Origin of the sequence: Helicobacter enhydrae, from assembly GCF_001693335.1 — a bacterium.
GTDB lineage: Bacteria > Campylobacterota > Campylobacteria > Campylobacterales > Helicobacteraceae > Helicobacter_G > Helicobacter_G enhydrae.
Window position 1 is genome coordinate 643,560 of record NZ_CP016503.1, and the last position, 19,217, is coordinate 662,776.

The following is a 19,217-nucleotide window of genomic DNA, read 5'->3' on the forward strand; positions in this document are numbered from 1 at the left end:
TTCAAAATCACCAACTAAAAATCAACGCATACCAAGGAATATAAGAAGGGATAATATAATCAATCTGCTCAAGCTCAATGGCATTCATCACATACCAAGGCACGGCATTGCTAATGCGTCTAAACGACTGCTCTATCCCGAGATCCTCGCGTTTCAAATAATCTTTTTCTGCATAAGCTTTGCCTTGCTTTTTATACACATTGGCAATGGCTGCATTCAATTCGGCTAAACCTAATTGAAATTTGGTGAGAATATAGCCAACAAATGGCGTATAGACATCATCAGGATAGGCGTCCAAATAGGCTTTGATCTCTTTGATAGAATTGAGCATAAACTCTTGATCTTTGGATTGATTTTTGAAAGAGTAAAAACGCGCCAAAATTTTAAGATAATTGATATAGCTATAGTTTGCTTGATTGGAAAAGCGTTTTAGGTATTCATCAAAATAAAATTCTGCCAACACAAACTCATCTTCTGCCATATGTGCGTGTCCCAAAGCCAACATCGCATCAGCAATCAATGGAGAGTTGATATGTTCGCTTTGCAGTGAGGCGAATTTGGTGTCTGCACTCTCCAAATTATTGAAACGAATCTCTTTGAAAATTTCTTCATACCAATACATTGCAGGTTTATCAAACTCATCATTCTTGTTTGAGCAAGAACTCAGAAAAATGCCCATCACAAAGAGCAAACCAACCAATCTAATACTCATCAAATCACTTCCTCAATTTTTGTCAATCTCTCGCACAATCAGATATTATAAAATCAAAGCAATGCTTTTGTTTTAACCCAAAAACTTAAACTAGTTTTGATTGACAAAATCATTTAAACTTTTGCAATTTTTATGATAAAAACTGCAAATTATAGCTCATAGAAGTGCAAAAAATTGATTTTTCAAAGTTTTTTAGGATAAAATGACTGAGTTTAGACTTTAGCAGGAGATACTTGACAATGGTTTTTGAGGTAAAATCGCCAATTCTTGGCTTTGAAGATGTAAGTAAAATGAGACTTGAAAAAATCGATGATTTGTTTATGAAGCTTTCAAATAGCGAAGATTCTTCCCCGATCTTTACATTAATCAATCCATTTGCTTTGCGTGCCTATGATTTTGAGATCCCCACTGCATTAGAACTCTTGCTTGATATTAAATCTCAAGAGGATATTTTGGTAGGCAACATTATGGTGCTACACACACCTAGCAAAGATTCTACAATCAACTTTATCGCTCCTGTGATCTTCAATGTAAAAAACAAAACAATGGCTCAAGTCGTCCTAGATAGTGCCAAATACCCCCAATACGGCATCGCAGAACCCATCAGTGCGTATGGAAATTTTGATGATACGGAGGAATCTCAACAATGAAAACAATTGCGATTGTCGGTTATGGGAATCTTGCAACCTCGATTTTTAAAGGTTTTGCTACCAATCCCAAAATTAGCCAATATGATTTTTTTGTTCATGGGCGTCATCTAGACAAAGCACAAGAGTTTGCCAATAAATTTCCAAAACTTAAAATTCAAGCTATTGAGACACTTGAGATTCTCAAAGATTGCAATCCCATCATTATTCTTTGTGTCAAGCCAAAGGGTTTATCCTATTTCACCTTTTACCACCAAGCCTATCTTATCTATTCTGTGATGGCAGGAGTTGAAATCGCCCAAATCAAACAATATTTTCAGAATGCAAGTTTTTATGCAAGGGCAATGCCTAATGTTGGTGCAAGTGCTGGGCACTCAAGCACGGCTGTTTTTTTGCAACACCAAAATCAAGACACACAAGAAGCAACCCAAATCTTGCAAAATCTCACAGATAGCTTTGGTGCTACGATTTTTCTTAATGATGAAATGCTGATTGATTCAAGTATTGCGACAAGTGGAAGCACGCCAGCATTTTTATCCCTTGTGGCTGAGGGGCTTATCGATGCAGGAGTGCGTGAGGGGATTGATCATGCTACAAGCGTGAAATTGGTGCAAAATACATTTGAGGGTTTTGCCAAACTGCTCAAAACCCACACTCCACAAGAAATCAAAACTCTTGTCACAAGTCCCGCTGGGACAACCGCTCAAGGACTTGCCTATCTAGAATCCAAAGCCTTCAAAGGCATCATTCAAGAAGCAGGACATCAAGCGGTTTTGAAAGCCCAAAAAAAGACACACTGATTGTCGGATTTACGCCTTATCGCGATTTTGGGAGGGAGTGGGAGTGGCAAGAGTGCATTGGGATTAGAGCTTGCACATCAATTAGATTGTGAGATTTTTTCTCTTGATTCATTAAGTATCTACCGAGAAATCGATATCGCTTCAGCCAAACCCACACAAGCCGAACTTCAAGCGATCCACCACTACGCAATCAATCATCTAAAACCCACAGAAGAAAACAATGCAATGTTGTTTCACTCACTTCTGCTAGAAGCCATCGCTCAAACCAAACACAAAGGCAAAGATACGCTCCTCATCATTGGGGGCTCTAGCTTTTATCTCAAAAGCATTCTTGGTGGGCTTTCTGCTATGCCCACGCTCACGACACAACAAAAACAAGAAATCCATCAGCAAATCGCCCAGATTTCAAACCCTTATGAGTTTTTACTCTCCATTGATTCACAGACAACCATCAATCCAAAAGACAGCTATAGGGTTTGCAAGGCTTTGGAGATTTATTTTGCCACACACACCCCACCCACTCAATACTTCCAAGAAAATCCACAAAAGCCATTTTGCTATCCGATTGAAAAATACTCCCTCGCACTTGAACGCCAAGTGTTGAGAGAGCGAATCTCTCAACGCACTCAAGCAATGATTGCCAATGGGCTGATTGATGAAGTGCAAAACCTCATCAGAAACTATGGCACCCACATCCAACCTGCCAATGCAATAGGAGTCAAAGAAACTATAGAATACCTATCTCAAACCCCGCTAAACCCCAAACCTACAATCATTGCACAAAATCTAGAGGAGCTAGGTTCTCTCATCTCAACCCACACAGCACAACTTGCCAAACGCCAAAACACTTTCAATCGGACACAATTTGGAGTGCCACTGCACTGCAATCAATCGCCTGATCGCATATATGCAATCAGCGACATTGTCTATGGGAATCAACAAGAGCTTTATCAGCAAATCCTCTCTCAAGCCCGATAAGCTTCTGTATCAAGAGTCCCCATCTCTTTGTCTGTAGCGATACTTGCCACCATTGCCCCACTCACATTGCTCATCGTTCTTGCCATATCAATCACAGGATCAATCGCCAAAATCACAGCCAAGATTCCAAAATACTCTCCTAGCCCAAGCCCTGTCAAAACAATAGAAGCAGCCATAGTCGCAATCCCGGGAATCCCGGCAATTCCAATAGAAGCCACCACAGAAAGGATGACAATCATCACCCCTTGCGTCAAGCCTATCTCAATCCCCAACGCATTGTAGGCAAACACCCCAACCAATCCGCCAAAATACCCCGCACAGCCATTTGCTCCGATTGTGACTCCAAGCGTTGGAACAAACGAAGAGCTAACCGAACTCACCCCCATTTTGCCCTGCAAAGTCTGAATGCTCAAAGGCAAGATCGCCAAACTTGAACGCGAAGTAAAAGCCGTGATGAGTGCAGGAAGTGCTTTTCTAAAATAATGCAATGGATTTAATCCGTGCAACATCAAAATCACAGCGTGCATGACAAACACAAGCAAAGCACTCACATAAATCAAAGCGATAAACAACAACACAGGTTGCAAACTTGCAAAACCATATCTCATAAAAATCCCAGCAATCATCACCACGATTGCATAAGGCATCAAATAAATGATCAACATCGCCGTTTTCATCATCACAGAATGGAAAAACTCCACAAGTGCGACAAAGCTCTCATAGCCACGATGAGAAGCCCCCACACTTCGTGCAGAGATTGCAAAAATCAATGCAAACAGCACGATCCCAACGACTGCATTTGAAGACATACTTGTCACGATATTGTTGGGCATCAAACCCAAAAGGATTTGATTGAAAGACTGCACCTCTCTTGCTTGTTTCACGCCATTTTCTATCATCATTCCAAGCCCCAAATCTGTGTAATAAGCCAAAGTTACGCCGATAGCTGAAGCACAGCCTGTGCTCAAAAGCAACCAAAACAAACTACGCCCAAACAATGAAGGAAGTTTCACATCAGCACTTAGGGTGATCATCACATACAAGACACCCACAAACACGATAGGCACGATCAGCAATTTGAGCAAACTCACAAAAAGTTGTGCGAAGAAATTGAGCCAAGTGTATGTTTCAAAAAACCAATGCAGTTCTATGCTACTCTGTGCTTCAGTCACGCCACCTTGAGGGAAATTGGCAAAATATTGCAAAGCCACCCCCAAACACGCACCCAACAAAAGCCCCAAAAACATTCTTTTGGAAAAACTAAGTTTTTCTCTCAAAACAAACAAAATCCCAAAAATCCCAAAAAGCACTATCAAAGACAATAGCGTTTGGATATATGAAATCAAAAAAAAGCGTTGTAAAAACAAATCCATATTTACTCCTCTGTTTGGCTTAAACTAAGCCTGAATCAAAATTGTGCATTTTATCCTAAAATGACGCAACAAACCCCCGATCGTGTCCGCTCAAATCGCGAAAAAACTCAAGGTCGGTGCTTCCATTGAGGGCTTCTTGCATTCTTGCACGCTGATCATAGCCCATCTCACAAGCCAAAAATCGCACCCCACATCTCTCCCTCATCGCAATAATCTCTAGCAATATCTCATCGCCACGCTCCCCACCAAACAATGCTTCTCTAGGCTCGTGCAAAACCTTTTTGTCTAGAGGATAATCCAAAGCGATATAAGGAGGATTGGAGATGATCAAATCAATATCTTGCAACCCACACTCCTCCTGCAAAACATCTCGCTGGATCAGAGTGATTCTTGATGAGAGAGTGGAATCTAAGCTAGAAAACTTCTGGATATTTTGTTGTGTGAGCTTGATCGCCAAAGGATTAATATCACTGCCCACCACCTCCAAATGAGGACATAGCAATGCAAGGGTGATACACAACACACCGCTCCCAACCCCTAGCTCAAAGACTTTTTTGAGCCGATGTTGATCCACCAAAACACGCACCTTCTCAAGCAAAATCTCTGTTTCAGGTCTTGGGATCAACACTCCCTTAGTGATACAAAACTCATAATCATAAAAACTCACAACGCCACTCAAATACTCGATGGGCTCCCCCTCCCTAGCTTGTAAAACAAAGCTTTGGTATCTCTCCCATTCTTGAGGAGTGAGTCTCTGATCATCAAAAGTATGCAAAAACACCCTATCTTTTTGCAAAACACTCGCTAGTAAAATCTCACTCTCTAGCCTCGGACGCTCACTCAAAAGAGTATCTGCCCCCCATTTCAATGCTTCTTTGATACTAAATGGCATAATCCAAAGCTTTTAGACGCTCTAGCAATGGTGGGTGGGTGTAATAGAAAAATATATAGGCACGATGAGAGCTTGGGAATGATTTGTTCTCATTGACAATCCTCACCAACGCCTCTCCCAACGCCCTTTTGGAAGCTAGAGAGGATCCAAATGCGTCCGCACGATATTCTGCTTTTCTTGAGAAAAATCCAGCGATTGGCAAAAACCAAAAAAACACAATCGGAGCAACCAACATCATAACCACCAAAATATTGGCACTATGGCGATGCAAACCCAACTCCTCAAACAACTCTACAGGGAAATGCCCTACCAAGAAAAAAATCGCGAAAATAAACACAGCCATAATCCCTAGACTTTTCAATGTATCACGATAATAATAATGCCCCAACTCGTGTCCCAAAATCGCCAAAAGCCCATCAGAGCTAATCTTGTCTAGCAAAGTATCAAACAGCACCACACGCTTACTGCGACCAAATCCACCAAAATAAGCATTCAATCGCCCGTCCCTTTTGCTCGCATCCATCACAAAAATCCCACTACTTCTGAATCCAACTTTGTGCAACAACTCCTCAATGCGTTCTTTCAATACGGGGTCTTTGAGTGGTGTAAATTTGTTGAAAATAGGTGCAATCAATGTCGGATAGATAAAGTTGGCAAGAAATACAAACAGCCAAGCGACAAGAGCTCCTAGACACCACCACATCTCAAAACGCACAATCACTGAAACAAGGAGATAAAAAATAATGCTCCCAAGCAGAAAAAGCACAAAAGCACTCTTGAGCATATCGCTGATGAAATTGCCAAAGGTTTGCTTACTAAATCCAAAACGCCTATCTAGCACCATTTCTTGATAATACCTAAAAGGCAAAGTTGCGATTTGCCCCACAAACACAAACAGCAAAATCACTGCGACGCAGTTGAGATTGCGACCGCCGGGTATATGCAACGAAGCGATCACATCATTGATCCACTCCAAGCCCCAAAACACCCAAAAAGCAAAAAGTCCAAACCCCCACAAATGCTCGATATTTTGGAAACGCAATTTTGCAAGGGCGTATTCTCCCGCCTGTTGATAGTCTTTTGCATTCATCAATACGGGGGGATTCTGCAATTCTCGTGCAATATAATTGTGCTGTAGATAATTGACAACAAAAACAGGGGCAAGGTAGAAAACCCCATAAGCCAAAACTAGCCAATACTCCAACATTTGCTTTGTTCCTCGTTTAATATTTCTTTAAATTTTGGTTATGCGGCTAATCATACAGAGTTTTTGTTTTTGTTAGATAAACAAAAAGATAAAGAATCGGGGTATCTAGCACAGAAAGAATAAAAAATATCAGATAGCTTGAGAGGGCGATTTGCAAAATCACATCCAAAGGATAGATTCCATAAAATGCCCCAAAGCTAAACAAAAGGGTGTTTAGGAGCTGGGAAATAAGCGTAGAGCCATTATTACGCAACCAAAGCCCCCTGCTTCTATTGTGCCAAATCCTCTCGCTCAAATCCCACCAAAAATGATAGAGCCACACATCGACATAAGAGGCGATAGCAAACACAAGCAATGAGGCGATGATGATCCGTGGGGTATTGGCAAAAATAGATTCAAAATGCTGGAGGTTTTGCACATCTTGCATTGTATAAAACAACCAAAGTTGTGAAAAAATCAAAAACAAAGCATTGGCAAAAATCCCGATTTTCACCACGCGTTTGGCACTTTCTTTGCCATAGATTTCACTCAAAACATCAGTGATCAAAAAAGTCGAGGCAAACAGCACATTGCCTAGAGTCTGCTCTATCCCAAATGCACGCACCAAAATCATCACTTCGATATTGGCAACGATACTTGCAAACACCATAAACCCCACCAACCCCTCTTTGCCACACCATTGGTGCAATGCCAAAAGTGCAGAATATGTCAGCAACACACTCAAAATCAAAAGTATCTCATTAGACATCAACCCACTCCAAAATCTGTATTTTCTAGCAATATATCAATACGCGGATTGTCCCAATACATCGGTAGAATCTCTGCTTTGAACTCTGCGATCACAGCTTGATTGGCACGCATTTTGGAATTATCACACATCACATTCAAACAGATTCGATCAAAATACCTAAGCCCCAATTCTATATCTTGAGCAATCATCGCTAGGCTTTGCCCCTCCACACCAATCAACAGATTTGCCTCATCAAAGTCTTGAGCAATGACACTTGGCTCACTTTCTTTGATCCCTTTGTTTAGCACCCTCTCACGCAAATCCACATCAAAGCTTTCAATGCCGATTTTGATCCTCACTTGAGATTCTCCAAAAAACTCCTTGAGCCTTGCGATCTCCTTGCGATAGAGATAATGACACTCAAAAATCAAAGTATGGATCCCCACTCTTTTGGCAACCACTCTGATATGTTCCAAAGTCTCTTGATCTAGCTCATTGAAACTTCCCGAATTGATCACCTCAAGCACCCCGTATTTTCCCTCAACTTGATTGAGCACTTGCATATTGATAGAAGTCGCCTCTTGGCTCACATCAAGATAATAATCACAAAAACGACAGCCTTTGTAAGCACACCCCCTCCCCTGCAACAAAACAATCTCTCGTTTATGCTTGAAATCAATCACGCCATAGCGTTTCATTTGCCCTAAACCTCTCAATGAAATAAATCAAATTCTACCCAAAACACAAAAAAGACAAAAATTAAAACACTTTTTAAACATCATTACACTAAACTTTTGATTTTATTTTTAAGGTATGAGGGAATACAATGAATCAAAAAACTAAATACATTTTTGTGACCGGAGGAGTGCTAAGCTCTCTTGGCAAAGGTATCACTTCTTCTTCTATCGCAACGCTTCTCAAGCACTCCAACTTCGAAGTCTCAATCTTAAAAATCGATCCATACATCAACCTAGATCCCGGCACGATGAGTCCTCTAGAGCACGGAGAGGTGTTTGTCACTCAAGATGGTGCAGAGACAGATCTAGACATCGGACACTATGAGCGTTTTCTCGACAAAAATCTAAGCAGAGAAAACAACTTCACAACAGGGCAAGTCTATCTCTCTGTCATCGAGAAAGAAAGGCGTGGAGAATATCTAGGCAAAACGATTCAAATCGTCCCACATATCGTAGATGAAATCAAACAACGCATCCGCTCCGTCGGACAACAAAGCGATTTTTTGGTCGTAGAGATCGGTGGAACGGTTGGTGATATGGAGAGTATGCCCTATCTTGAGGCGATTCGCCAGATGAAGCAGGATTTGGGAGATCAAAGGGTGCTCAATATCCATGTGACTCTTGTGCCATACATCAAAACAGCCGAAGAGCTCAAAACCAAACCCACACAGCATTCCGTGCAGGAGCTAAGACGCATTGGTATCAATCCCCAAATCATTGTCGCACGCTCTGAAAAACCCCTCACTCAAGAGCTGAAGCAAAAAATCGCTTTGAGTTGTGGTATCGCCAATGATAGTGTCATCGTCGCAGAAGACGCAAAGAGTATCTATCAAGTTCCCCTCAATTTCTTGCAAGAGGACATTCTCACCCCAATTGCGCGCAACTTTGCTATGCCTCCATTCTCGCCAAATATGCAAGAGTGGGGTGCGTTGGTGCAAAAAATCATCGCACCCAAACAAAGCGTGAAAATCGGCTTTGTGGGCAAATACCTCACCCTCAAAGAATCTTACAAATCACTCACAGAAGCCCTAATCCACGCAGGAGCAAACCTCGATACAAAAATCGAAATCCAATGGATTGATAGTCAAGACTTAGAAAAAGGCTCACTAGATACATTACATCAAGTCGATGGTATCCTCATCCCCGGAGGGTTTGGAGAGCGTGGGATCGAGGGCAAAATCAAAGCCATTGAGTTTGCAAGAGTCCATCAGATCCCATTCCTTGGGATTTGTCTTGGTATGCAGCTTAGCCTTATTGAGTTTGCGCGCAATGTTTTGGGTATCAAAGACGCCACTTCAAGCGAGTTTGATCCTCAAACCCCCTCACCTATCATCTATATGATTGAAGACTTCATCGATCAAGAGGGATGTCAGCAAATCCGCACCCACACCTCCCCACTTGGAGGCACGATGAGGCTAGGCGAATATGAGTGCCACCTCAAAGAAAACAGCAAACTCAAATCCGCCTATCATCAAGCCCCAACAGCCAAAGAACGCCACAGACACCGCTACGAAGCCAATCCTAAATATCGCCAAATGCTTGAAAATGCAGGGATGATCATCAGTGGCGAGAGTGATGGGTTGATTGAGGCAGTAGAGCTCCAAGACCACCCTTGGTTTGTCGCCGTGCAATTCCACCCAGAATTCACCTCAAGACTGCAAAGCCCCAATCCAATCATTTTAGAGTTTGTCAAACAATCTTTGAAGCAATGATTGGCACATTTCAAGAGCTAGAATCCCATCTAGCCTCACATCTCCAAAACATCACCGACCTCCCTCTCTCCTCACTCCCCCACCCTTTTGAGCTTGAAAATGTCAAAGAAGCGTCAGAAGCCATTGCGCAAGCAATCCAAAAGCAACAAAAGATTCTAATCGTGGGGGACTATGACGCTGATGGCATTCTCTCCACCGCCCTAATGGTTACTTTTTTCAAACAAATAGGGATCAAACATTTCTCCTATACCATTCCACATCGATTTAACGATGGCTATGGGATCTCTATCCCTATTTTAGAACGCAATGAAGCAGATCTCATCATCACCGTGGATAATGGTATCACCGCCACAGATGTGGCTCAATATTGCAAAGCACAAGGCAAAACCCTCATCATCACCGACCACCATTCCCCCAAAGAGATTCTCCCTGACGCACTCATCATCAACCCTCAAGTGAGTGGATTTGCCCAAAAAGAAATCTGTGGGTGCTTCGTAGCGTGGTATGTGTGTGCAGGGCTCAAAGCCACATTGCAAAGCTCAATCGATCTCACGCCTTTTCTTGAGTTTGTCAGCATTGCCACCATTTCAGACATAATGCCCCTCACCGCACTCAATCGCACAATCCTCAAAAAAGGCTTATCCCTCCTCAATGCCCCGCATTTTGCTTTTGCCCAACTTCTCCTGCAGAAATACGGCTCAATCGATGAGGAATGTATCGGGTTTTTTATCGCCCCTCTTTTAAACGCCTCAGGCAGAATGGCAGACACCCAAAAAGCCCTTGATTTCTTGTTTAGCCAAGACATCCACGAAGCCCAAAAGCATTTTGAGGCTCTCCAAGCACTCAACACCCAACGCAAAGAAATCCAAAAAGCCCTCTTCATCGAAGCCAAACATCATCTCCACGAGACCCGAGAATGCGTAGTCGCCTATGGCACGGGGTGGCATGAGGGAGTGTTGGGAATCTTGGCAAACCAACTTTTGGAGCAATACCAAAAGCCCACTTTTGTTTTGACCCAAAAAGATGGATCTTACAAAGGCAGTGGGCGTGGAGTGGATGGAGTGGATTTACCCGCTAGTCTCAATGCCTTGCAAGACATTTGCAACTTTGGTGGGCATTGCAAGGCAGTGGGGCTTGAGGTTTTTGATATTGAGCAGTTTTGCACAAGGTTTCAAGCCATACGCTCCCAGCACCCCCTCAAACAAGGGTGCGATCCTGTATTTCACATTTCCCCCACACTTCTCACCGCAGAGCTTTTGGCACTTTTGCAACGCTATGGACCTTATGGAGAGGGCTACCCCCAACCAAGTTTCACATTGCCACCCCTCCCAATCCTTGAGCAAAAACTCATCGGCAAAGAAAAAAACCACACCCAATTCACCCTCCAAACCCCCAAACCTATCAAGGTTTTGGCGTTTTTCCAAACCCTTGATACTTTGGATTTTGCACAAGCAAGGTTTTATGCCAAACGCGACGCCTATCAGCCCATAGTCTTGCATCTCAAACCCTAATGTCTTTCATCTGGCACACCTACCATATCAACACCCCCACCAAAAGCTTCTTGTGGCTCATACAAACCCTCAAATGCTCCCAAAAAGAAGCTCAAAGAATCCTAGACAAATGCCGTCTTGTGCAAAACGGGATCCCTATCCACAAATCCCAAATCATCAGCGGAGAAGTCAAACTGCTAGAGTTTCGCCCCCAAACTCTCCAAATCCCCAAAATCCTACAAACCCCCTATTTTGTCATCTATGACAAACCCCACCAGCTCCTCACCCACCCCAAAGGGATCCACCAACACCTAAGCCTTTGTGATAGCCTCAAAGCCGAATTTGGCAATGGTGCCAATCCGATTCATCGATTGGATTTTGAGACAAGAGGGCTTGTGCTGTGCGGAATCGACAAAAAATACGAGAGTGCGTTGAAAGCGTTGTTTGAAACCAACCAAGTGCAAAAAACCTATATCGCACGCGTGAGGGGACATCTCACAGAGGCACGGCTCATCGACGCCCCTATCCTCGTCCCACCCAAAGACAAAAAATCCAAAAACCTTGCTATCAGATCTAGTATCTCCCCTCTTGGCAAACCCTCACAAACCCACATCACCCCACTCCGATACGACCCCGACACAGACACCACACTACTTGAAGTCCGCCCCATCACAGGCAGGACACACCAAATCCGCCTACATCTCCACTCTATCCAGCACCCAATACTAGGGGATCCACTCTATGGTAGCTCCGACACAGACTCTATGGCTTTTCTAGACAATGGTATGAGCACAGAGGAGAGGGCACACCACTTCGGATCATCGTATCTGCACCTTTGGGCTTATGGGTTGGAGTTTGGTATCTTTGGGAGAGAGTATAAAATATTTTTGAACTCTTGCTATGATTGCATTTTTTATCCAAAGGATCTCACATGAAAATCGCTCTTTTGTTTATACTTGCCACTTTGGCATACACACAAGAAGACTCCTATCTCAAACAAGCTCAAGAAGTCTATCAACAACAAGTAGAAGAGGCAAAAAAACTCTACGAACAATCACTCAAAAAGGCTGATGAGATCTACAACAAAAGCCTCAAAGAAAACATCTCCGACATCAAAGAGGGTGCCAAAGGCTTCTATGACAATTACCTCAAAGACAATCTCAAAGAACTCCAAAAAGAAAGTGAGGAGCTATACAACAAACTCACAGAGTGATCCCCACAAGGGCGATCTCTGATTCTCTACCGATCGACAAACCCCTAGAAACTCCTCAATCAAAATCATCAATAGACAATCGCCTCTCCCATAAGGAGCGAGGTCTGCAATCTGATCTGTTTTTCTTGTGGTGTCATCGGATATTTTTTTGTCCCACGCTCTCATCAAGCTGTATTCTTGCTTGGAGAGTGGGATATGGTATTTTTTGGACATATAGAGATAGGTGCGTGCGATGAAGCCTTTGGAATAATCAGCTGGATAAAATCTTTTGTGGGCTGGGTCTGATTTCACTTGGCATTTCCCATATTGTCCAAATGTCATTCCCTCTGTATCTTGGGCATATCGGAAATTACTGCGATCTCCATTGATTTGCCCTATTGCAGGGACGAGATTATACAAATCAGCCTCCATTTGTGCAAATTTGGGGCTAGTTTTCTCGCAATATCTCCTGCTATCGATACCTTTGGCTTTCGCCTCTCTCCAACAAGCGAAATGCTGTCCGAAGTTTTGTGCGGGCATAATATGCTCCCACTCAATCCTTTTGCACCTTTTGATTTTGCGTCGTTTCTTTTGTTGCTTTTGTTTCTTTTGCTTTGTCGCTCTTGGGGTAAATCTATCCGAATCCTGCACAATGAGTCCTGATGATGTGATCTTGAATGGGGCTTGGCAGTAGAAGTCTTTTTGGTAGGCTTTGCCTAGCTGTCGATACATCTCTTTGAGCTTGAGTTTCGCCTCCCTGAAGCTGCTGGGGGCACCTGCTTGCAAGATGACAATCACAAAGAAACTAAGAAACAACGAACAGAACAACTTCATTTTGAGCCTTTGGATAGGGGTTGGGTGAGAGTGTAAATTATACAACGAGATCTTGGGATTGCGTAGGATTATCTTAGATTTTGCTGTGCAAAAGTGGTTAATCTGATTTAACCTACAAATGATGACAATCGCAGAATCAGTTTGTGCCATTCTGGGCGTTGGTGGCGATTGGGATCGGAGGGAATGGTGGGGGATGAAAAGGGAGAGATGAGGAGGGATGAAAAAAAAGGGGGGGGGGGGAGCTGAATCACTTGGGTGCAGTCTCTTGATTGTTGGCTCACTGGTATTGCCACTTTTCTCAAAAATTATTTCCCAAAAATCAAAAAATTATTTCCCAAACAATACCACAAAGCCCCCTATATCACGGGGTTTGAGAAAATGAAAAAAACAAAATTATTTCCAAATGATGAGAAATTTATTTCCCCCAATGTGCTTACAAAATCTCTCAAAATCTTATCTGCAAAGCACGAGATCATCATCAATGATTCTGCATTTGGCTTGGGTCATAGGTTTGCAGTTGGTTTTGTAGAGTGTTGATTTGGGATTGTGAAAAAGCATAAAAAAAGGGAGAAAAGCCAAAGCCTCTCTCCCCGCTAAATCCCCTAAGGGATTTTTGGTCTCGTTGGAATTATAAACAAAGTTTGCTTAATTTGACTTTGTGGGATTGTGCCTTGATTCTATGGTTTGGGATTGCGTGGGATTTGTTTGAGGTGTTATGTGGTTTTTTCAAGAAAATCATCGACAAATCCCAAAGCTTTAAGCTGTGTGATCACCAATCGCAATAGAGGATTTTCGATCAGGTTTAGCCCATAGATTCTGCTTGCTTGGTGCTGTGGGGTTAGAATGTTTTTTGCCTTAAGCATTGTTAGAATCTTTGTTTTCTGTTTGGTGTCAGTGATCCCTATTTTGCCCAAACGATCAGCTTTCATCAGCATATCCTCTTGCTCTACCAAAAGCTCCAAAACATTTTTTTCATCTTTGTTGATGATTTGCAACTTATAAATATCGCGGATAATGGGGATAAGGACTTCCTCTCTCACATTGTCTTTTTGCAACAAAAAATCAATCTTTTGCATTTCATTTTTCAACCCACCCAAAAAATACTCGCACCACTCAAGCAAATCCTGCTCTTGCAAACTATCGGCTTTGCTAAGCATATCATAGTAGCGATTCCTATCAGCATAAAACACACTTGAGGGATTGATAATGCGTCCATCTTTGACGCGAAAGCCCAATTTGATCAAAAGAGCATAAGTGAGTAATCTCCCCATTCTGCCATTTCCATCGGCAAAGGGGTGGATATGCTCAAAGCGGTGATGAGCAATCGCAATCATCATTGTTTGGAATTGTTGCTTGTATTCAGTGTTGATAAAATCGATAAATTCTTGGAATCGTTCGGCTACAAGAAACGCACTAGGAGGGGTGTGGTTTGATTTTTGGATTGAGACATCTGTATCCCTTAGTTTTCCTGATACCCAGTCTTTTTTGAGTGCAAACATCACAATTTTGTGAAGCTCAAAAAAGTATGCTTGGTTGAAGCGTGTGTCCTCATCGGTATGCTCTTCGATAAACTGCATTGCGTTTTTGAGATTTTCTATTTCTTGATGAGAGAGATTCTGCATAGAAAATGTGTCCTCAATATAATCTGAAAGCGTTGTGTTGTTTCCCTCGATTCTTGCAGAACCCAAAGTCTCAAGAAGTTGGAATATTTCTTTGATTGAAAAAAAGATATAGGGAGGGACATTGCCCCCAAGAGTTTTGTGTCGCAATTTCTCCAACTCAACAATCAATGAAGCTAGAGAACTATCAAAAGAAGGGGTGGGAATCTTGATTTTTGACATTTTGCCTCTTTTCTCAAAATTTATTTCCAAAAAATCCAAAAATTATTTCCAAAATAGTATCCCAAAATCCCTAATATCACGGGGTTTGAGAAAATGAAAAAAACAAAATTATTTCCAAATGATGAGAAATTTATTTCCCCCAATGTGCTTACAAAATCTCTCAAAATCCTATTTGCAAAGCCAAAAGATTCTAAATGTGGAGCTTGGATTGAGATAGCGAGGTGCTACATTTAGCTTGTAAATCTAGCATTCCCAAAACCACACAAAAGTTTTTCAATCGTTTTGCCTTATCAGCAAGTTCTGTTGTAGTCATTAAGATTTCCCCTCGATGATTTGGATTTCTGCCTCTGTGAGATTGTAGAGGGTATAGACTAAAGAATCGATTTGGGATTCTAGGGGTTTGGTGTCGGTGGTGGGGTTATTCTCTTTTGCCTTAAGAATCTTTTCTACTAAGGCAATGATTTTATCTGCTATTGCTTTGTTAGATTCTGTGATTTTAGGGATAGGAAGTTTTTCTAATGCGTGTTTATTGTATTGATAGCCTTTTTTGCCCAAAATACAACCATTAGAAAAGTTTTTAAAATAATAAGTTATTGCTTTTGAGGATAAAAGGGCTTGTAAAAACAATAGATTATTTCCACATATACAAAATGCTGTTTTTTCTAAAAACATTTGATTGCGATCAATAACAAAATATGCCCCTTGCGTTGTTTCTGGATACAGAATCTTTTCTTTTTCAAATTCCTCTAAATACGCACAATTTCTAAGATTATAAGGTGTGATTCCTTTGTCATCTCTATTGAAAAATCCTTTTCCTTTTCCCTTATGATTTTTTGCATTCTCATTAAAATAGGCTTTAAGTGTTGGGTATTGTTCTATATCAATTGGTGGCATTTTTGTTTTGTTGGTGCTAGTGTATCCATTATGAATATTGATAATCCACAATCCAGCCCATTCATAAGAGTATCTTTTGATATCTCTGCCTCTTAACACTTTTCTTATGAGTTTGCTTGTTGCCTCTCTTTCTTGCTGTGTTTTGCAAGCTTGTAGTATTGCCTCCCTTGTTTCTGTAGTGATGATAAAAGCTTCGTTATAGCCTGTTTTGATTCCATAATTGATAGAAATCCCCCAGTCTTTCAATGGAGTTCCTATGGATTGGATTTTTTCTTTGAGGGCTAGGGTGGAGCTATCTGCAAAAATAAAGGCATCTTTGGAGAGAGTGTTTTGAGGAATGCTAGTAGGGGCAATCCTGAAAAGTTCGGCAATGTCTTTGCATTCTAGGAAATGGATTTGATGTGTGGGGGTTGGGGTGGATTTGATAAAAATTGTGATAGAGGTATCCACAGAGGCATTTTCAAAGACTTTTTCACCATTTAAATCCATATAGCTTTGCAAGGTGGTGTTTTTGAGTAAAAACGCTCTTAGATTCTCTCCATAACCTGCTCTAGTCCATTTGTTGCTAGTGATAAAAGAGAGGATTGCATTTTGGCTTAGGAGTTTGTAGCCTTGCTCAAAAAAGTAGGTGTAGATGTCGCTTGTATTTTCATAGATTTGAAAATTCTTTTGCAAACTAGGTTTAAGCTCTTTGATTTCCTCTTGGCGAATGTAGGGGGGATTGCCTATCACACAATCAAAGCCCAAGAAGTTCCCCTCCTCATCTAGCACTTCAGGAAACTCGAAACGCCATTCAAAAGATTGTGAGGTTTTGATATTTTCAAGTTCCTCATAGCATTTTTTTATTTTTGTGAGTAGTTTGTCCCCCTCCGCTGTCATTGGGGCTGGTTCTAGGCTGGTGAGTGTGGGGGTGAATCGATATTTGTTTGCTTTGATGATTCTAAACATTTCCAAACCAAACTCTGTATCGATGTCAAAAACTGCATCGCCATATTCGGATACAAAGGCACTCAAATACTCTTTGAGTTGGATTTTGGCAAGACTTCTTTCTAGCAAATAAGAGATGATGAGATTTTTGGTGGCTGAAATTTGCTCGATGATTTTGCTTTTGGAGCCGATACCCTCTTTGTAAGCCCCCACAGACATTTTGTAGTTTAAGATCGCTTGTTTGAGATTGGTGGCAAACTCTTTGGTTTGTCCTATGGTTAGGCTAGAGTTCAGAGGATAATGAGAGATCAAGCTATTTCCGCATTTGATATTGATGTCGATATTGGGCAAGGTTTCTAGGGTATTGGTGTTTTTGCCCTGCTCATCAAAGAGATAGTAGCTGTATTTGAGAAGTTCTATCCATAGTCTTAGCTTGGTGATTTCGCAAGAGTTGGGATTGATATCTACGCCAAAAAGGCAGTTTTGGATGATAGATTTTTTGAGATTGAATATTTTGGTTTGGATTGTGTGTGCGTCCTCATCTGATGATGTGGGCTTGTGGTAGGCAAATATCCCATCTCTTGTCGTGATAAGGATCTCATCGTTTTCTATGGTGAGCTTCACGCCTCTAGGGAGATAGACGATCCCAAGAGTGTGGGCGATTTGGATCATTTCATTGAGGGCAGAAACGAGGAAATGCCCACTGCCTACGCTAGGATCGCAGATACGCAGAGTGAGGAGTGTCGAGAGCAGATCCTCATCAGCGATTTCCTCTGCTTTGGCGATCTTGCGTTTGAGCTCCTCTAGGTTTTGGCACTTCCAACCATAAGTGGAGTTGAATCGCTCCAATGCCGCTTGGGTGATACTCTCTTGGCACATATAGCTAGTGATGAAACTTGGGGTGTAGAAACTCCCCTCTTTGTAGCCATTGAGTTTTTCAAAAACAAGTCCAAGCACAGCGGAGTTGATCAGTTTGTCGTGGTTTTGTTTCATTCCCTCTGAAATGTCTTTGGGCGTGGTGGTGAAGTCGTAGGCGTGTAGGAACTCAAAGAGATATTCCAAAAGTGGGAGCGATCCTTTGTCTTTGAATCTTGAGTCTTTTTTGAGGATTGAGCGTGGGAAAAGGGGCAAAGGAGCGGACTCAAGCAGTCGGATTTGTTTGCCCTCGACTTCAAGTGGGGTTTTGTCAAAAAGGCTGGAGTTGAGATAGGGGATTTGCCTCAAAAACGGGGGTATATCATTAGTGCGATCTTTTTCTCTTTGGGCTAGGACTTCAAAAAATAGAGTTTGCAGGGTTGCAAAATCTTTGATGATTGCGATGTCAAGGAATGCTCTATCGATGTGGGCAAACCCCAAAAGCATAGATTCCAAAAGCCTTAGGAACAGGATACGATTGTTCCAAGTGGTGATCAGAGTGAAAACCTCCTCTGCATTGAGCGTGGCATAAGTTTTTGAGAGGGTGTGGGAGAGAGTGTTGGGAATCTCGCTTGAAACGATAGTGATTTTGCCCCCTTGAGTGCGTTCTTGCAACCCCAAAATGTAGAGGAGCTCCTCATAGAAGCCTTGATTGAGCGTGTTGGCATCAATTGTGGCGTGTTGTCTGAGCAACACTTGAGGAGAGAGGAGCTGATAGAGGAGCACCAAACTCTCTGGCTCCCTCAAAGAAACATAAGCATAAGATAGCTCTTGAGCACAATCGCCCTCAAGATACGATCGCAAATCCTCATAAAATTTTTTTGTTGTGGTGTCTGTGCCTTGCTTGTCATCGCAGTTTTTGTAGAGCTTATCGATATAAGAATCCTCAGCAAACTTCCTAAAGTTCCTCGCATCAAAGACGAAAAACTCGCAAGGATTGCAGATGATGATGTGTTTGATAGAGTTTTTGCCACACTCACGGAGGAAATAAAGGATAGATTCACAAAGGGCTTTGGAGGTGAGGTGGGTGCTGGATCTGGGGAACTCTGATGTGTTGGCAAGGGATTTGACCTCAAGAAGCACTTGAGCCTCTCCATCTACATAGATTGCACTATCCACGCTCCCTTTGGTGTTGCAGTTGTAGCCATAGACTGCACTTAGGAACTTGTTGATCTCGTTTTTTTGAAACTCTTCATCAGTGCCTTTTTGACTCTCCTCCAAAAGCTTGGCGATCTGGGCTTGGAAGCTTTGGATTGTTTCTTGTGAGGGGGTTTGCGGGGCATAGAATTTGAGAAAATCAGCAAGTGGTTTTGGGGTGTATTGGATCGGCATAGGT

Annotated in this window: 18 protein-coding genes; 8 read left to right on the forward strand and 10 right to left on the reverse strand. The window is 42.1% G+C overall.

Annotated elements, in window-relative coordinates; all coding sequences use genetic code 11:
• Positions 1-7: 7 nt before the first annotated feature.
• On the reverse strand, positions 8-712 hold the full coding sequence (gene bamD, locus BBW65_RS02990) for an outer membrane protein assembly factor BamD (RefSeq protein WP_066339498.1): 705 nt from the start codon (positions 710-712) through the stop codon (positions 8-10).
• A 239-nt stretch (positions 713-951) separates the two neighbouring features.
• On the opposite strand from bamD, the gene fliW reads away from it, so the two are divergent.
• Genes fliW through miaA form a run of 3 tightly spaced genes read left to right on the forward strand, consistent with a single transcriptional unit; the run spans position 952 to position 3,137 of the window.
• A complete protein-coding gene (fliW, locus tag BBW65_RS02995) occupies positions 952-1,362 on the forward strand; it encodes a flagellar assembly protein FliW (RefSeq protein WP_066341783.1) in 411 nt (136 codons plus the stop codon).
• Positions 1,359-2,159: a pyrroline-5-carboxylate reductase dimerization domain-containing protein gene (locus BBW65_RS03000; RefSeq protein ID WP_066339501.1), complete on the forward strand. Its 801-nt coding sequence runs from the start codon at positions 1,359-1,361 to the stop codon at positions 2,157-2,159. Before fliW ends, BBW65_RS03000 begins: the two co-directional genes overlap by 4 nt.
• Entirely contained in the window at positions 2,160-3,137 is a 978-nt protein-coding gene (gene miaA, locus BBW65_RS03005; protein WP_066339502.1) for a tRNA (adenosine(37)-N6)-dimethylallyltransferase MiaA, read from the forward strand. It abuts the gene before it with no gap.
• Here the strand turns inward: miaA and BBW65_RS03010 are convergent.
• From BBW65_RS03010 to BBW65_RS03030, 5 genes are read right to left on the reverse strand one after another with little or no spacing between them, the layout of a single operon-like run.
• Positions 3,125-4,510 carry a dicarboxylate/amino acid:cation symporter gene (locus BBW65_RS03010; protein WP_066339503.1) on the reverse strand — a complete coding sequence of 462 codons (1,386 nt, stop codon included), beginning with the start codon at positions 4,508-4,510 and terminating at the stop codon, positions 3,125-3,127. The genes miaA and BBW65_RS03010 overlap by 13 nt on opposite strands.
• 55 nt (positions 4,511-4,565) lie before the next feature.
• Positions 4,566-5,402, reverse strand: coding sequence for a HemK/PrmC family methyltransferase (locus BBW65_RS03015; RefSeq protein ID WP_066339504.1), 837 nt, complete (start codon positions 5,400-5,402; stop codon positions 4,566-4,568).
• Positions 5,392-6,609: a M48 family metallopeptidase gene (locus BBW65_RS03020; protein ID WP_066339508.1), complete on the reverse strand. Its 1,218-nt coding sequence runs from the start codon at positions 6,607-6,609 to the stop codon at positions 5,392-5,394. The genes BBW65_RS03015 and BBW65_RS03020 overlap by 11 nt, the downstream gene beginning before the upstream one ends.
• A gap of 46 nt (positions 6,610-6,655) precedes the next feature.
• On the reverse strand, positions 6,656-7,357 hold the full coding sequence (locus BBW65_RS03025) for a queuosine precursor transporter (RefSeq protein ID WP_066339510.1): 702 nt from the start codon (positions 7,355-7,357) through the stop codon (positions 6,656-6,658).
• Positions 7,357-8,037: a radical SAM protein gene (locus BBW65_RS03030; RefSeq protein WP_066339512.1), complete on the reverse strand. Its 681-nt coding sequence runs from the start codon at positions 8,035-8,037 to the stop codon at positions 7,357-7,359. The genes BBW65_RS03025 and BBW65_RS03030 overlap by 1 nt, the downstream gene beginning before the upstream one ends.
• 128 nt (positions 8,038-8,165) lie before the next feature.
• Here BBW65_RS03030 and pyrG point away from each other — a divergent pair, with 128 nt between their 5' ends.
• Genes pyrG through BBW65_RS03050 form a run of 4 tightly spaced genes read left to right on the forward strand, consistent with a single transcriptional unit; the run spans position 8,166 to position 12,491 of the window.
• A complete protein-coding gene (gene pyrG, locus BBW65_RS03035; RefSeq protein WP_066339514.1) occupies positions 8,166-9,788 on the forward strand; it encodes a glutamine hydrolyzing CTP synthase in 1,623 nt (540 codons plus the stop codon).
• Positions 9,785-11,299, forward strand: coding sequence for a single-stranded-DNA-specific exonuclease RecJ (gene recJ / locus BBW65_RS03040; RefSeq protein ID WP_066339518.1), 1,515 nt, complete (start codon positions 9,785-9,787; stop codon positions 11,297-11,299). Before pyrG ends, recJ begins: the two co-directional genes overlap by 4 nt.
• Complete coding sequence (locus tag BBW65_RS03045; protein ID WP_066339521.1) at positions 11,299-12,213, forward strand: pseudouridine synthase family protein; 915 nt, start codon at positions 11,299-11,301, stop codon at positions 12,211-12,213. Before recJ ends, BBW65_RS03045 begins: the two co-directional genes overlap by 1 nt.
• On the forward strand, positions 12,210-12,491 hold the full coding sequence (locus BBW65_RS03050) for a hypothetical protein (RefSeq protein WP_066339524.1): 282 nt from the start codon (positions 12,210-12,212) through the stop codon (positions 12,489-12,491). Before BBW65_RS03045 ends, BBW65_RS03050 begins: the two co-directional genes overlap by 4 nt.
• Here the strand turns inward: BBW65_RS03050 and BBW65_RS03055 are convergent.
• A complete protein-coding gene (locus BBW65_RS03055) occupies positions 12,468-13,304 on the reverse strand; it encodes an endonuclease (protein ID WP_083986022.1) in 837 nt (278 codons plus the stop codon). The genes BBW65_RS03050 and BBW65_RS03055 overlap by 24 nt on opposite strands.
• Positions 13,305-13,559: 255 nt before the next feature.
• Here BBW65_RS03055 and BBW65_RS08005 point away from each other — a divergent pair, with 255 nt between their 5' ends.
• Positions 13,560-13,841, forward strand: a complete 282-nt coding sequence (locus BBW65_RS08005; RefSeq protein WP_066339529.1) for a hypothetical protein — start codon at positions 13,560-13,562, stop codon at positions 13,839-13,841.
• A gap of 176 nt (positions 13,842-14,017) precedes the next feature.
• On the opposite strand, the gene BBW65_RS03065 is transcribed toward BBW65_RS08005, so the two are convergent.
• The 3 genes from BBW65_RS03065 to BBW65_RS03070 form a co-directional block, all read right to left on the reverse strand.
• Complete coding sequence (locus BBW65_RS03065; RefSeq protein WP_066339531.1) at positions 14,018-15,145, reverse strand: Fic family protein; 1,128 nt, start codon at positions 15,143-15,145, stop codon at positions 14,018-14,020.
• A gap of 190 nt (positions 15,146-15,335) precedes the next feature.
• Positions 15,336-15,458, reverse strand: a complete 123-nt coding sequence (locus BBW65_RS08080; RefSeq protein WP_267886405.1) for a hypothetical protein — start codon at positions 15,456-15,458, stop codon at positions 15,336-15,338.
• Positions 15,458-19,213: a type IIG restriction enzyme/methyltransferase gene (locus BBW65_RS03070; protein WP_066339533.1), complete on the reverse strand. Its 3,756-nt coding sequence runs from the start codon at positions 19,211-19,213 to the stop codon at positions 15,458-15,460. The genes BBW65_RS08080 and BBW65_RS03070 overlap by 1 nt, the downstream gene beginning before the upstream one ends.
• Positions 19,214-19,217: the final 4 nt, after the last annotated feature.

What these genes read in the sequence shown, in the direction of transcription:
- BBW65_RS03015 (WP_066339504.1), bottom strand. Translation starts at nt 5,402, where the DNA reads ATGCCATTTAGTATCAAAGAAGCATTGAAATGGGGGGCAGATACTCTT.
- BBW65_RS03025 (WP_066339510.1), bottom strand. Translation starts at nt 7,357, where the DNA reads ATGTCTAATGAGATACTTTTGATTTTGAGTGTGTTGCTGACATATTCT.
- BBW65_RS03055 (WP_083986022.1), bottom strand. Translation starts at nt 13,304, where the DNA reads ATGAAGTTGTTCTGTTCGTTGTTTCTTAGTTTCTTTGTGATTGTCATC.
- BBW65_RS03030 (WP_066339512.1), bottom strand. Translation starts at nt 8,037, where the DNA reads ATGAAACGCTATGGCGTGATTGATTTCAAGCATAAACGAGAGATTGTT.
- BBW65_RS03020 (WP_066339508.1), bottom strand. Translation starts at nt 6,609, where the DNA reads ATGTTGGAGTATTGGCTAGTTTTGGCTTATGGGGTTTTCTACCTTGCC.
- BBW65_RS08080 (WP_267886405.1), bottom strand. Translation starts at nt 15,458, where the DNA reads ATGACTACAACAGAACTTGCTGATAAGGCAAAACGATTGAAAAACTTT.
- BBW65_RS03050 (WP_066339524.1), top strand. Translation starts at nt 12,210, where the DNA reads ATGAAAATCGCTCTTTTGTTTATACTTGCCACTTTGGCATACACACAA.
- recJ (WP_066339518.1), top strand. Translation starts at nt 9,785, where the DNA reads ATGATTGGCACATTTCAAGAGCTAGAATCCCATCTAGCCTCACATCTC.
- BBW65_RS03000 (WP_066339501.1), top strand. Translation starts at nt 1,359, where the DNA reads ATGAAAACAATTGCGATTGTCGGTTATGGGAATCTTGCAACCTCGATT.
- BBW65_RS03065 (WP_066339531.1), bottom strand. Translation starts at nt 15,145, where the DNA reads ATGTCAAAAATCAAGATTCCCACCCCTTCTTTTGATAGTTCTCTAGCT.
- fliW (WP_066341783.1), top strand. Translation starts at nt 952, where the DNA reads ATGGTTTTTGAGGTAAAATCGCCAATTCTTGGCTTTGAAGATGTAAGT.
- BBW65_RS03045 (WP_066339521.1), top strand. Translation starts at nt 11,299, where the DNA reads ATGTCTTTCATCTGGCACACCTACCATATCAACACCCCCACCAAAAGC.
- BBW65_RS03070 (WP_066339533.1), bottom strand. Translation starts at nt 19,213, where the DNA reads ATGCCGATCCAATACACCCCAAAACCACTTGCTGATTTTCTCAAATTC.
- pyrG (WP_066339514.1), top strand. Translation starts at nt 8,166, where the DNA reads ATGAATCAAAAAACTAAATACATTTTTGTGACCGGAGGAGTGCTAAGC.
- BBW65_RS03010 (WP_066339503.1), bottom strand. Translation starts at nt 4,510, where the DNA reads ATGGATTTGTTTTTACAACGCTTTTTTTTGATTTCATATATCCAAACG.
- bamD (WP_066339498.1), bottom strand. Translation starts at nt 712, where the DNA reads ATGAGTATTAGATTGGTTGGTTTGCTCTTTGTGATGGGCATTTTTCTG.